The organism is Vibrio sp. 10N.286.48.C11 (assembly GCF_041469805.1).
GTDB classification, from domain to species: domain Bacteria; phylum Pseudomonadota; class Gammaproteobacteria; order Enterobacterales; family Vibrionaceae; genus Vibrio; species Vibrio crassostreae_C.
In genome coordinates this window covers 24,188-36,753 of sequence record NZ_JBFRLK010000026.1, presented here as the reverse complement: position 1 = coordinate 36,753, position 12,566 = coordinate 24,188, and the positions used below count along the sequence as shown (strand labels likewise).

The window sequence follows — 12,566 nt, the reverse complement described above, 5'->3', positions numbered from 1 at the left end:
GCTCGGCGCACCAAAAAAAGGATTGGTATCTCTACCAATCCTCTTTAGGGGGTGTTTCGGTTTATCTACCTTATGGAAGGTAGTAACGCGATTACTCGTAATCAGTCGCGTACGTGTCTTCGTATGTGTGCGAGTAGAACTCGAACAGGTTGCCAAACGGGTCTTCTAGGTAAACCATTTGTGCTTGTTTTAGTTCGTCTTCTGGGTGGTAGCGCATGATGTCCATACGAACCTTACCGCCAAACTCTTCAACACGCTTAATCGCTAAATGAAACTGCTCTTTTGGAAGCTGCAGACAGAAGTGAAAGATACCTAAGCGAGAGAAATCTACTTCATGACGCTCTTGACGATCTTTCATTTCGAACAGCTCAACACCGATACCATCTGAAGTGACTAGGTGAGCAATGTTGAAACCTTTAAAGCCTTCACCAAATACTGCAATACACATGCGGCCGATTGCTGATTCGCGCTCTTCCATCACTTTAGTGTTGTTCATTACGATTCTTAGACCTAGCGCTTTTGTGTAAAACTCGACTGCTTTGTCCATGTCGCCAACCATGATGCCTACGTGATTCATTTTCATAACTTTCTCCAAATTCTCTTTAATTCTGTATTTTTCGAAGACTCGCTTCGGTGTTTCGTTTCGATGGAGAGAGTATATGGAGATACGACGATTAACTGAAATTATCATAATTTATATTAATGATAATTTTATGTTATTTACCAAGTTAAGTGAGATGCCAACACGTCACACAATAAGTTAAAGTTGAGAGCCACATATGTCATGTGGCTCTAGTTAAACATCCTTAGTTCAGCACGAAGAAGCCCGTTACGCTTTACTGGTCTGTACGACGTTCGAAATCTGCTTGGCTTTTGTTTCAGGCACCAAAGACATCAACCCGGTAATCACAAGCGCGGCAATACCAGACATGGTTACAGGTGAGCCAAATATGCTTTGCGCTAGCTTGGGTGCTTCTTTCAACAAGTCAGGCACTAGCATTACCCCAAGCCCTAAACCTAATGAGATAGCAATCGTCATGATTCTGCGGCGATCCAGCTTTTCGTTCGCGATTATTTTGATACCCGCTGCGGCAACCGTACCGAACATCACCAATGTCGCCCCGCCTAATACTGGCTTTGGAATCGTCATTAATACCGCGCCTAAGATGGGAAATAGCCCCAACAGAAAAAGAATGGCTGCGATGAAGTAGCCAATGTAGCGACTCGCGATTCCAGTAAAATGAATCACACCATTGTTCTGGCTGAAAGTTGTATTTGGAAAAGTATTGAATACTGCTGCGATAAGCGAGTTCACGCCGTCACCTAGCACGCCAGCCTTGAGTCGATTGATGTATTTCGGCCCCTTAACTGGTTGCCCTGAGAACATGCTGTTAGCGGTAAGGTCACCCGTTGTTTCAATCACGGTAATTAAGTAAATAAACGCAATAGGTAGGAAGGCTTGCCAATCAAAAGCGAAACCATATTTAAACGGGACTGGGATACTCAATAACGGTTGAGATGCAAAAGAAACCATGGGTGCTTTGCCCATCAAAATAGCAACGCCCCACCCTACAACTAAACCGACCAAAATAGACGACAGCCTAACCATAGTATTGTTGCTTAGGTTAAGTGCCACTATGGTTCCGAGCACAATTGCACCTAACATCAGATTGCTTCCAGAGCCAAAATCTTCTGCGCCAACGCCACCCGCAATATCAGTAACACCGACTTTAATCAAAGAGATACCTATCGTCGTAATAACGATTCCAGTCACAACGGGCGTGATAACGACTTTGAGTTTTTCGATAAAGCGCGATAGTACGATTTCAACAAATGCACCAAAGAAACAGACACCGAAAATGGTAGCAAGCATTTCATCCGACCCGCCTCCATTCGCTTTAACCAGAAAACCTGCACCTAATACAGATCCCAAGAACGCAAAGCTGGTTCCTTGGACACAGATCATCCCTGCGCCAACTGGCCCTATTTTTCTCGCTTGAATGAAGGTACCGACCCCAGACACCATGAGTGCCATGCTGATCAGATAAGGAATGTGCTCACCCAACCCAAGCACACCGCCAATAATGAGTGTGGGCGTGATAATACCAACGAAACTGGCTAATACATGCTGCAACGCTGCGTAACTGGCTGCTTTAACTGATGGTCGATCGTCTAATCCGTAGATCAATTCACTGTTCTGTTCCATGTGACTTCCTTTATGTATTTTTTATTGTATACAATTTACATAAAGACAATAGAGCAACATATATGCCAATGGTTTAACATCATACTTATCAATCAGTTAAGTTTCATCTTTAGCCAGTGCTGCACTATAGAGCAACACTGTCGGCTTGTTTTAGTGCAACGAAGAGCACAAAGCACTCCTTTGACTTGGTTTATCCGTAACCTTCCACTCAATATCGCAGACACAAAAAAAAGATTGGTATCTCTACCAATCCTCTTTAGGGGGTGTTTCGGTTTTCTACCTTACGACAGGTAGATGGCGTCTATTACTCGTAATCAGTCGCGTACGTATCTTCGTATGAGTGAGAGTAGAACTCGAATAGGTTGCCAAACGGGTCTTCTAGATAAACCATTTGTGCTTGTTTTAATTCGTCTTCTGGGTGGTAACGGTGAATGTCCATACGTACCTTACCGCCAAACTCTTCAACGCGCTTAATAGCTGAATGAAACTGCTCTTTTGGAAGCTGTAGACAGAAGTGGAAAATGCCTAAGCGAGAGAAATCAACATTATGACGCTCTTCACGGTCAACCATTTCGAACAGCTCAACACCGATACCATCAGATGTTACTAGGTGTGCAATGTTGAAGCCTTTAAAGCCTTCACCGAACACAGCGATACACATGCGGCCGATTGCTGATTCGCGCTCTTCCATCACTTTGGTGTTGTTCATTACGATTCTTAGACCTAGAGCTTTCGTGTAAAACTCGACTGCTTGGTCCATGTCACCCACCATGATGCCTACGTGATTCATTTTCATAACTTGCTCCAAATTCGTTTTAAATTCTGTGCTTTTCGAAGTCTAGCTTCGGTGTTTCGTTTCGATGGAGAGAGTATAGGTACATGCGTTAATTAACTGAAATTATCATAATTTATATTAATGATAATTTTTTGTTATTTACAGTTTGATATAACAACTCAACTCACGCAAAGAAACCATACCGAACCCTACCTACATAGACACATAGATACACACACCAATAGAGATAAGCCCAATGTAGAGAACAACCTAAAGAGCATAGCTACTTAAATTGGGAGTTGTTGATGTTTGATGGCTTTTGTTAATCGTTTTTGTTGATAGCTTTTACCGATAGTCTTTTCCTTTCGAAGATAGGATTCGCCTATTGAATCTATAGAAATGTCCGATTTCACTAATTTTCGGTGGCAATGCAATATATCTACATCGACGCGGGATAGCGTTAAACACTACAAATTAGAAAGAGAGTCAAATCATGATCAACACAGAAATCAAACCATTCAACGCAACAGCATTCAAAAACGGCGAATTCGTAGAAATCACTGAGCAAGACGTTAAAGGCAAGTGGGCTGTATTCTTCTTCTACCCAGCAGACTTCACATTTGTATGTCCAACTGAGCTAGTTGACCTACAAGACAAATACGCAGAGCTTCAATCTCGCGGCGTAGAAGTTTACTCAGTATCAACTGACACTCACTTCTCTCACAAAGCATGGCACGATACTTCTGACAAAATCGGCACTATCGAATACTTCATGGTAGGCGACCAAACAGGCAACATCACAAATAACTTCAACGTTATGCGTGAAGGTCAAGGCCTTGCAGACCGTGCAACGTTCCTAATCGACCCTGAAGGCGTTATCCAAGCAATGGAAATCACTGCTGAAGGTATCGGTCGTGACGCTGAAGACCTACTACGCAAGGTTAAAGCTGCACAATACGTAGCCGCTCACCCAGGTGAAGTTTGCCCAGCTAAATGGAAAGAAGGCGAAGAGACTCTAGCGCCATCTCTAGACCTAGTAGGCAAGATTTAATCTAAGCCTAGTTCAAACAAGAACAGCTAAGAAAGAACAAGTAAAACAGAACAGTTAAACGGTTCTACAGGCGCGCTTCGGCCCCCTCCTAAAGGGCAGTCGCGCGCCACCCTTTCAAAACATAAACACCACAATATTTGCCGACTTGCGCCCCCTTTTTATTTTCCTTTTTCAGCAAGAAGGTATTGGTCAATACCAAGACACAGAATTTAAGAGCAGGCACGATTATGTTAGATCAAGCAATGAAGCAGCAGCTAAAAGCATACCTAGAAAACCTAAAAACCAATGTTCAGTTAGTCCTTAGCCTGGATGGCAGCGACACCGCAAACAAACTTCAAGATCTGGCGAGTGATATCGCTTCTCTCACTGACAAAATTGAAGTGACTCGCGATGATAGCGCAAGCACTCGCAGCCCTATCATGCAGGTGGTGAACCAAGAGAAAGGTACAGCGATTGGCTTCGCAGGTTTACCGATGGGTCACGAGTTCACCTCACTGGTACTGGCACTGCTTCATAGTGGTGGTCACCCTATCAAGCTTGAAGCTGACGTAATCGAGCAAGTAAAAGAATTAGATCAAGAGCTTAATGTCGAGATTTTCATCTCGCTATCATGCCAAAACTGTCCAGAAGTAGTTCAAGCGTTCAACATGATGTCGGCGATTAATCCTCTGATTAAGACAACCATGATCGACGGCGCAGCATTTCAAGACGAAGTGAAGTCTCGCGACATCATGGCAGTACCGAGCGTATTCATTAACGGTGAGCTATTTGGTCAAGGCCGTATGTCACTGGCTGAAATCCTTAACAAGGTTGATTCAGGCGCAGCGGAAAAGAAAGCAGCAAACCTAAACCAACAAGCACCGTTTGATGTATTGGTTGTGGGCGGCGGCCCTGCAGGTTCTTCAGCGGCAATTTATGCTGCACGTAAAGGCATTCGCACAGGTGTGGTTGCTGACAGATTCGGTGGCCAAGTGATGGACACTATGGCGATTGAGAACTTTATCTCAGTGAAAGCGACCACCGGCCCTAAGTTAGTGGCAAGCCTTGAAGAGCACGTAAAAGAGTACGGTGTTGAAGTGATGACTGAGCAGCGCGCTGCAAACATCATTGCGGCAGAAGACACTGAAGACGGTTACATCCACGTTGAGCTAGAGAGCGGCGCAACATTACGAGCTCGCACGGTTATCACAAGTACCGGTGCTCGCTGGCGTGAAATGAACGTTCCGGGTGAGCAAGAGTACCGCAATAAAGGCGTCGCTTACTGCCCACACTGTGACGGTCCATTGTTCAAAGGTAAGAAAACAGCGGTTATCGGTGGTGGTAACTCAGGTATTGAAGCGGCAATTGATTTAGCGGGTATTGTGGAACACGTAACCGTACTTGAATTTGCAGATACACTGCGTGCCGACCAAGTGCTTATCGACAAAGCAAACGCAACACCAAACATCGAAATCATCAAGATGGCGCAAACGACGCAAGTAATTGGTGATGGCAACCGTGTAACCGGTCTGGAATACAAAGACCGCAACACCGATGAACTTAAACAGATAGAACTCGCGGGTATCTTTGTTCAAATCGGCCTGATGCCAAACAGCGAATGGTTGAAAGGTTCAAAAGTTGAGCTTTCACCACGCGGTGAAATTGAAATTAACGCTCATGGCGCAACATCAATGAAAGGTGTATTCGCGGCGGGTGATGTAACGACAGTACCTTACAAACAGATCATTATTGCGATGGGTGAAGGTGCAAAAGCAAGCTTAGGTGCATTTGACCACCTAATTCGTAACTCAGCTCCAGTTAAAGAGGCTGAAACCGCTTAACCTTTACACTGAAAAGCTCAAAGCTTTTAACTCAAATTCCTTAAATATTTGTTAACTTAATTCTTTACTGTTAACGACTTAGTCGACATTTAGACGCCACTCCTATAGATTTAGGAGTGGTTTTTTTCTTTGTGATTTATGCAGGTTGATAAAGCATGAAGGCAACCACCATCGCTAAGCTTCCACCCAAGCAACGGTTCACAAACATCATCTGTTTTGGTGATTGCAGCAACTTTTTAAGCATGGTGCCGCAATACGCCCACACCAACATGCACGGTACACCGGTAATCACCATACCCGCGATAATAGTCACGACTTGAATCAAGTAATCTGCGTTCGGAGTAATGAACTGTGAAAACACGGTTAACGAAGCAATCCAACCTTTAGGGTTTAACACCTGCACCAACACACCAGACATAAAACCTGAACGATTGTCGGTAGTGCTTTCTTCGATCTGCATATTCGCAATCGACCATGCCATGAACAGCAAATAAGCCGCACCCGCGTATTTCAAAATGTTGTATAGCTCTGGGTAAAGGGTAAATAGGCTAACCAAACCGACACTAGAACCCGCCAATACGATGATGATGCCAACAGCGTTCCCAGAGATAAAAGGTAAAGTCGCAGCAAATCCATAACGACTTGAAATCCCAAGTAATGCGATATTGCCTGCCCCAGGGGTAATTGCTATTGATGTTGAAAATAGCAAGAACGCCAGCATTAATTGAGAGCTCATTTCCTCTCACTCCTAATAAGTAAAGTATTTATAGGGGGAGAGTTTACAGATTCGACTAGGAATTAAATTGCTATATAGGCTAATATTAATCCAAATTTGAGCAAGACTTTTCTAAAATAGCCATGAAACAGAAAGAATCCACCAAAGAAGTGTTAGATGACACAGATATCGCCATCTTAGAGCATATCCAGCAAGACGGACGCATGAGCAACAGCAAGCTCGCAGAGAAGGTCAACCTCAGCGAAACCCCATGCTGGCGTCGTTGGAAACGCATGGAGGAAACTGGCTATATCGATGGTTACGCCGCTAAGCTGAATCGTAAGAAATTAGGCTTTCATGTGGCTGGTTTTACTCTTGTGACCTTGGGTAACCATGAAGTTGAAAACACAGAACCATTCGAAGAATTTGTCGCGGTAACCGATTGGATTCCTATGTGTCACTGCATTGCAGGCGGCGCCGATTACATGGTGCAAGTGTTGGCCAAAGATTTGGAAGAGTACTTTGAGCGTATTAGCTCGATCAGACGAGTCAAAGGCGTGAGTGCGATTCAGTCCAACATCTCAGTAAAAGAGTTGAAAAACAGCTATCAGCTTCCTCTTGAGGACTAGTTCACTTCTTCTGATAGCCTTTTTCTTTTAGCAAAACAAAAGCCCAACACCCTAGGTTTCTAAAACTTAGGGGCTGAGCTTTGTTTATTTAGGTTCTGGAAGTGAGTGTACGCTAATTCCCCACACCACCGGTATTGTCTGGCTGAGTTTCTGGCGTCTTAGGTGGCCACTCTTTGAAGGTCGCTAGGTGTTGCTGTACCGCCGCTTGAGCCGGGCCAAATGCCCACATTTTTTGTCCCATCCACTTCAAGTACATGCCCGATTCTTCGGCCGCTCGCTCATACGGGTCACGGCGCAAGTTAAACAGTAATGGGGCGTTTAGCTCTTCTTTAGGACCACTCCAACCGTGATTTTGCACGATGAAGTGCGCCTTCCAATCTCCTACTCGAACCGCTTGTAGCTTATCTCGTTCGTAGTAGTAAATCTCTTTACGATTCGACTCACCTTTTTCCGTCAACATATCGACTTGGTTATAACCATCGAGGTGTGCTTTAAAGCCATCGTGACCTTTTAGCATTTTCTCTTTCAGATCGGCAGGGCCACCCGCAGCTGCAACAAGTGTCGGTAGCCAGTCCATACCATCAAAGATGCCGTTACCCACACTACCCGCTGGAATCTTACCTGGCCAACTAACGAGAGCTGGAGCACGAACGCCACCTTCCCACGTAGTGCCTTTCTCACCGTGGTATGGTGTCATACCACCATCAGGCCAAGTCATGATCTCTGGGCCGTTATCGGCAGTGAAAATGATGATGGTGTTGTCAGCAATACCGAGTTCTTCCATCTTCGCCATCATCTCACCGACGTGATCATCAAGATCTTTCATGACCACTTCTTGGAGTCCCCAACCGTTTTGACCGAGCATCGCTTCGTATTCAGGTGACAGGTGCGTCCAAACGTGACCGCGTGATGGACAGTACCAAGTGAAAAATGGCTTATCCGCTTCAACCGCCCTTTCGATGAAGTTGATCGCGTGCTTATTTACTTCATCATCTAGTGTGCGCATACGCTCGATAGTTAGCGCGCCATCGTCTTCAATGGTTTGTCCGCCTTTGCCATCGGATTTCGCGTAAATCACATTGCGAGGCGCAAAAGCATCCAACGAACCGTCTTTTGGCCAGTCTGGATCTTCGGTGTATTCCATCGCATTCAGGTGATACAACCAGCCCCAATACTCATCGAAGCCGTGCATTGTTGGTAAGAATTCATCACGGTCACCCAAGTGGTTTTTACCAAACTGACCAGTCACGTAACCCATGGTTTTGAGAATTTCTGGTAGTGTTGGCGTATCCGCATGCAGCCCAACAGGCCCACCCGGTAAGCCCACCGTGTGCATACCCGTTCGCACTGGTAACTGCCCCGTTAAGAATGCAGAGCGCCCGGCCGTACACGATGGCTGCGCATAATAATCTGTGAGTAGCATGCCCTTTTCAGCAATACTATCGATGTTTGGTGTTTCACTACTCATCACACCATTGTGATAAGCACTCAGGTTTGAGATCCCAATATCATCCGTGAAGATAACAAAAATATTCGGTTGCTCTTGTGCTGACCATGCCGATAGCGAAAAGCTACTCAACACACTCATCACAACAAGGTGGAAAATCCTTTTCATAGAATGTCCTTATACTGTTTCAGATTGCTCTTTATGAATCATTTTTAAACCAACTAAACCAAAGCCCAACTCCAATATTAGATAAACAAAAAGTAGCCAATGCGGCATGCCATCCACCACCAAACTGATGACTCGTCCGGCAGCTAAACCCAACATGAATACCACCAAACTATAGAGCGCTGGCAGTCGATACTTTTTGAACAGTGCGCCAAACACCCAAAACAACGCCAGAGCCAAATAAAGCCCCATCACTGCACGAAAGATATGAGTAACGTTGATGGGTGTGGCGTCGATACCAAATAGATAGTCAAGAGAGACTACGGGGGCATAACCATAAGACAGTGCAATAGGTGTTAAACCTAAAACTGCAACGAACAAGAAAATACTCTGTGGCTTCATACCCTAACTCTTTTAACTTGGCTCATTTCAAAAAACATAGTCTACAATCAGCAATATACAAGTTGCATATATGAAAATTGCCCCCCGCAAGGCACATTCATAAACTTGCTACTTCACACAAAAGATAAGGATATCGATATGGCTAAATGGCGTTACCTAATCGCATCAGTATTAATGGCTAGTTCAACCGTAAGTGCGCAAGAAGCAAGTACACCGATGGATACAAAAAAGTGGCAACATAGTTTCGAAATCTACGCGCTCGCACTCAATATTCGTGGAGACAGCACCATTGGTAATTTGTCAGCAGATGTTGATGTTGATCCTTCATTCATCATGGATCATCTTGATATGACCGCAATGGTGCGTTTAGAGGGTGACTATGACAATCAATGGGGCTATTACATTGACTACAGCTTCATGAAACTAAGCGGAAAAACAAACTCGGTATTAGGATCCAACGCAGAGTTATTAAGAGGCAACCTTGATATCCGACAAGGTGTTTTAGATGTGAAGGGTTTTAAGCGCTACCAATACGATTTTGGCACGATTGATTATCTGTTTGGGCTTCGTTGGTGGGATAACGACATTGATACCAAGCTTTACGGTTCAGGTGGTAGGTTAAGTGTCGACCGATCACTTGATGAAGATTGGGTTGACTACCAAGTAGGTGTGAGATGGATAACGCAGATCAATAAGGATTGGAAGTTTCACGCAACCATTGATGCAGGGCTTGGTAGTGACACAAACTTTACCTCATCTCTGTTAACTGGCGTGCGATACCAGATAAACAGTTGGTCTGACTTAAATGTTGCCTACAAATCGACCTGGGTTGATTACGAAAACAAGGGGACCTTTGAATACGATACCGCATCGCAAGGGTTCCTGATTGGTTGGGCTGCTCATTTCTAGTCAAACAATAAGAGGTAAGCCTGATATCGTTAGGCTTACCTGACAATGTCAATCTTTCAAGAGTTAATGCCGGTTTTAACTAACGAACAAGCAAAACTACCCACCAACGACCTAGTTATTCACAGTGTTTGGAACTACGCACTCTTTCTTCATGATAGTTAAGCCGGCCTCGAGAGTTTCTGTCCAAGCTTGTTCGACGCTTTCATCGTAGTGAGGGTCATATTTTTTAACTGTATTGAGTAACGAATTGAACCACTCGTTGAGCTCAATCTCGGAAATATCCAGCCCTAGGTCTTTATGCCTTTTACCCAATTTCTTTACTGAGTTACGTACGCTCGGCAGACCCGCAGAGTTATAGATAAGAATGATCGAGGCTTTAAGCATCTTGGTTTGTTGCTCTAACCCTATATTTTCAAAACGTTCTGAAAATCTTGGATTATGCTCGCAAAAATCCGCCAAAAACGTTTCGAGAAATTCTTGGTCAATCCGGCAGCGCTCAAAACTTTCATAAAACAGTTCGTTCGGTTTCATCTAGCCAGTCCTTTGCAAAATTTTGAGTTATCGGGAAGCTAACAAGTCCAGAGCCGCAACTTAGCCAACTCCGAACCATCAATATGATCTAAGTATACGCCACTGTGGCATAAAATGAACGATGGCATAACGTAAACTACGGCATAAAGTGCGTTGCACAAATCTTGTTTCCATCAGGATCTCGCAAATAAGCCATGTACAAGCGACGCTCGTCAGAACCTCTCGCTCCGGGGCCATTTTCAATGCTGGTACCGCCATTTTCGACGCCAACTCGATGCCACTCATCTACAACTTCAGGAGAAGACGCAAGAAAACCCACCGTCATACCGTTGCCGTGAGTCGCAGGCTGACCATCAATCGGCTTCGTTAAGCCCAACACACCCGTTTGGCTAACGTAAACACAGCGCCCTTTGGGATCAACAGAGCCTTCGCTATAACCAAGCACTTTCATGATTGGGTCATAAAAAGCCTTCGCGCGTTCAATATCATCGGTACCGAGAAAAACATGGCTGAACATAACTAACCTCTTCTTTTATTGAAAGAACCATCTAAACTAGACCTATAATTCGTGTTTGTCTAGGCACGCTATTCGGTCACAACTGTTGCTTAACCCATTGAGCAAACACCTGAAACTTAGTTCGCTGTTCCATGCCTTTCGGGAACTCAGTTAGTCTGTTCAACAATTCGTTGTGCGCCCTGCCCTTGGTCATGCAAGATATCATCAGGATTTAGCAAGTTGCACTTTTGCATACTCAAGCATCCGCAACCGATACAGCCGGTTAAGTTCTCTTGTAGCGATTTAATCTGCGCCATTTTACTGTCGAGTTGCCCCTGCCACTTCTTAGCAACGCGCTCCCAATCTCGCTTAGTCGCGGTATGGTTCATCGGCAGTGTCGATAATTCTTCGGTGATCTCTTCCAGCGTGAAGCCTATCGACTGCGCGACTTGGATCAACGCAATTCGCCTCAACATCGCCGACTGATAACGGCGCTGATTTCCGTTAGTACGAATCGAAGCAATCAACCCCTTGGTTTCGTAAAAACGTAACGCCGAAGGAGCCACGCCACTGCGCTCAGCCAACTGGCCTATGGTGAGGTATACGATGTTTCTCATTACGACACTATCCTTGAGATCATAAATATTTAAAGTTTACTTTAACTTTAGAGTAGCGACCTATTGTTACCTTAACCAATTAATGTCCTTAAACTTTGACAACGGGCGCAATGAAAAGCAATCGTGAACATGGCTGCTTTGTTTTATTGTGGTGTTCTCGCTCTCTAAATCTGACTCATGATCGATTTCAGGCTCTCGGCCATTTCGGTATTGATGATCTCACCCGTTTCTACATTAAAGTTGTCGTAGAAACTTGGCACCGACATCGACCCCTTCACATCAGCATCAAAGTAAGGTGCGGAATTTACCGCAGACGACAACACAGAGCTTGCGCCACCGGGGCCTGGTGATGTGGAGAGCATAACCACAGGTTTACCTTGATACACTTTCATGTCGATTCGTGATGTCCAATCAAACACATTCTTAAAAGCTGCGGTGTATGAACCGTTGTACTCTGCAAAAGAGATGACCACAGCATCAGCTTCGCCAATCTTGCTGAAAAAGCGCTGCGCGTGTTGATGAACGCCGGACTCTTTTTCTCTGTCTTCACTATAAATAGGCATCTCGAAATCATTAAGATCGAGCACCTCTACTTGCGCGCCCTCAACTAAGCTTGCGGTGTACGCTGCCAATTGTTGGTTAATCGATGCTTTACTGTTGGTTGCGCCAATTGCTAATACTTTCATTGTTGATCCTTGTTCAGTTTTCTCACCTTTATGCACTCATGACTTCAATTACGGAGCTCAAAGTTCATAACTGAAGATTCGTAACGTCTGTTTGATAACATCAAAACCTGCACTAGG

At 44.7% G+C, this 12,566-nt stretch carries 14 protein-coding genes; 4 read left to right on the top strand and 10 right to left on the bottom strand.

The genetic code is table 11. The features are described 5' to 3' along the window. Window positions 1-91: 91 nt before the first annotated feature. From AB4209_RS08665 to AB4209_RS08655, 3 genes are all read right to left on the bottom strand, one after another. Entirely contained in the window at window positions 92-583 is a 492-nt protein-coding gene (locus AB4209_RS08665) for a VOC family protein (RefSeq protein ID WP_372055560.1), read from the bottom strand. Window positions 584-829: 246 nt separating this feature from the next. After that, complete coding sequence (locus tag AB4209_RS08660) at window positions 830-2,206, bottom strand: uracil-xanthine permease family protein (RefSeq protein ID WP_372055558.1); 1,377 nt, start codon at window positions 2,204-2,206, stop codon at window positions 830-832. 304 nt (window positions 2,207-2,510) lie between these two features. Continuing rightward, a complete protein-coding gene (locus tag AB4209_RS08655; protein WP_008220945.1) occupies window positions 2,511-3,002 on the bottom strand; it encodes a VOC family protein in 492 nt (163 codons plus the stop codon). Between the two features lie 472 nt (window positions 3,003-3,474). Here AB4209_RS08655 and ahpC point away from each other — a divergent pair, with 472 nt between their 5' ends. Continuing rightward, window positions 3,475-4,032, top strand: coding sequence for an alkyl hydroperoxide reductase subunit C (ahpC, locus tag AB4209_RS08650; RefSeq protein ID WP_017078889.1), 558 nt, complete (start codon window positions 3,475-3,477; stop codon window positions 4,030-4,032). 227 nt (window positions 4,033-4,259) lie between these two features. Further along, entirely contained in the window at window positions 4,260-5,852 is a 1,593-nt protein-coding gene (gene ahpF, locus AB4209_RS08645; protein WP_372055556.1) for an alkyl hydroperoxide reductase subunit F, read from the top strand. Window positions 5,853-5,988: 136 nt separating this feature from the next. On the opposite strand, the gene AB4209_RS08640 is transcribed toward ahpF, so the two are convergent. Beyond that, window positions 5,989-6,588: a LysE family translocator gene (locus AB4209_RS08640; protein ID WP_016798109.1), complete on the bottom strand. Its 600-nt coding sequence runs from the start codon at window positions 6,586-6,588 to the stop codon at window positions 5,989-5,991. A 122-nt stretch (window positions 6,589-6,710) separates the two neighbouring features. On the opposite strand from AB4209_RS08640, the gene AB4209_RS08635 reads away from it, so the two are divergent. Continuing rightward, window positions 6,711-7,196, top strand: coding sequence for an Lrp/AsnC family transcriptional regulator (locus AB4209_RS08635; protein WP_102320540.1), 486 nt, complete (start codon window positions 6,711-6,713; stop codon window positions 7,194-7,196). A gap of 112 nt (window positions 7,197-7,308) precedes the next feature. Here the strand turns inward: AB4209_RS08635 and AB4209_RS08630 are convergent, their stop codons facing one another. Continuing rightward, entirely contained in the window at window positions 7,309-8,811 is a 1,503-nt protein-coding gene (locus AB4209_RS08630; protein WP_102320541.1) for an arylsulfatase, read from the bottom strand. Between the two features lie 9 nt (window positions 8,812-8,820). After that, window positions 8,821-9,210, bottom strand: a complete 390-nt coding sequence (locus tag AB4209_RS08625; protein WP_017071827.1) for a DUF4345 domain-containing protein — start codon at window positions 9,208-9,210, stop codon at window positions 8,821-8,823. Between the two features lie 138 nt (window positions 9,211-9,348). On the opposite strand from AB4209_RS08625, the gene AB4209_RS08620 reads away from it, so the two are divergent. Then, on the top strand, window positions 9,349-10,119 hold the full coding sequence (locus AB4209_RS08620; protein ID WP_102320542.1) for a DUF481 domain-containing protein: 771 nt from the start codon (window positions 9,349-9,351) through the stop codon (window positions 10,117-10,119). A 111-nt stretch (window positions 10,120-10,230) separates the two neighbouring features. On the opposite strand, the gene AB4209_RS08615 is transcribed toward AB4209_RS08620, so the two are convergent. The 4 genes from AB4209_RS08615 to AB4209_RS08600 all read right to left on the bottom strand — a co-directional run bounded on the left by AB4209_RS08615 (window position 10,231) and on the right by AB4209_RS08600 (window position 12,449). After that, window positions 10,231-10,650 (bottom strand): globin, encoded by a 420-nt coding sequence (locus tag AB4209_RS08615; RefSeq protein ID WP_017071826.1) that lies wholly within the window; start codon window positions 10,648-10,650, stop codon window positions 10,231-10,233. Between the two features lie 136 nt (window positions 10,651-10,786). After that, on the bottom strand, window positions 10,787-11,167 hold the full coding sequence (locus AB4209_RS08610; RefSeq protein WP_017062185.1) for a VOC family protein: 381 nt from the start codon (window positions 11,165-11,167) through the stop codon (window positions 10,787-10,789). Between the two features lie 146 nt (window positions 11,168-11,313). Beyond that, complete coding sequence (gene soxR, locus AB4209_RS08605; RefSeq protein ID WP_017062186.1) at window positions 11,314-11,763, bottom strand: redox-sensitive transcriptional activator SoxR; 450 nt, start codon at window positions 11,761-11,763, stop codon at window positions 11,314-11,316. Between the two features lie 164 nt (window positions 11,764-11,927). Continuing rightward, window positions 11,928-12,449, bottom strand: coding sequence for an NADPH-dependent FMN reductase (locus AB4209_RS08600; protein ID WP_102320546.1), 522 nt, complete (start codon window positions 12,447-12,449; stop codon window positions 11,928-11,930). Window positions 12,450-12,566: the final 117 nt, after the last annotated feature.

Coding starts and splice junctions, on each gene's coding strand:
- AB4209_RS08615 (WP_017071826.1), bottom strand. CDS start 10,650: ATGAAACCGAACGAACTGTTTTATGAAAGTTTTGAGCGCTGCCGGATT.
- AB4209_RS08660 (WP_372055558.1), bottom strand. CDS start 2,206: ATGGAACAGAACAGTGAATTGATCTACGGATTAGACGATCGACCATCA.
- AB4209_RS08630 (WP_102320541.1), bottom strand. CDS start 8,811: ATGAAAAGGATTTTCCACCTTGTTGTGATGAGTGTGTTGAGTAGCTTT.
- AB4209_RS08635 (WP_102320540.1), top strand. CDS start 6,711: ATGAAACAGAAAGAATCCACCAAAGAAGTGTTAGATGACACAGATATC.
- AB4209_RS08640 (WP_016798109.1), bottom strand. CDS start 6,588: ATGAGCTCTCAATTAATGCTGGCGTTCTTGCTATTTTCAACATCAATA.
- ahpC (WP_017078889.1), top strand. CDS start 3,475: ATGATCAACACAGAAATCAAACCATTCAACGCAACAGCATTCAAAAAC.
- AB4209_RS08610 (WP_017062185.1), bottom strand. CDS start 11,167: ATGTTCAGCCATGTTTTTCTCGGTACCGATGATATTGAACGCGCGAAG.
- AB4209_RS08600 (WP_102320546.1), bottom strand. CDS start 12,449: ATGAAAGTATTAGCAATTGGCGCAACCAACAGTAAAGCATCGATTAAC.
- AB4209_RS08620 (WP_102320542.1), top strand. CDS start 9,349: ATGGCTAAATGGCGTTACCTAATCGCATCAGTATTAATGGCTAGTTCA.
- AB4209_RS08665 (WP_372055560.1), bottom strand. CDS start 583: ATGAAAATGAATCACGTAGGCATCATGGTTGGCGACATGGACAAAGCA.
- ahpF (WP_372055556.1), top strand. CDS start 4,260: ATGTTAGATCAAGCAATGAAGCAGCAGCTAAAAGCATACCTAGAAAAC.
- AB4209_RS08655 (WP_008220945.1), bottom strand. CDS start 3,002: ATGAAAATGAATCACGTAGGCATCATGGTGGGTGACATGGACCAAGCA.
- soxR (WP_017062186.1), bottom strand. CDS start 11,763: ATGAGAAACATCGTATACCTCACCATAGGCCAGTTGGCTGAGCGCAGT.
- AB4209_RS08625 (WP_017071827.1), bottom strand. CDS start 9,210: ATGAAGCCACAGAGTATTTTCTTGTTCGTTGCAGTTTTAGGTTTAACA.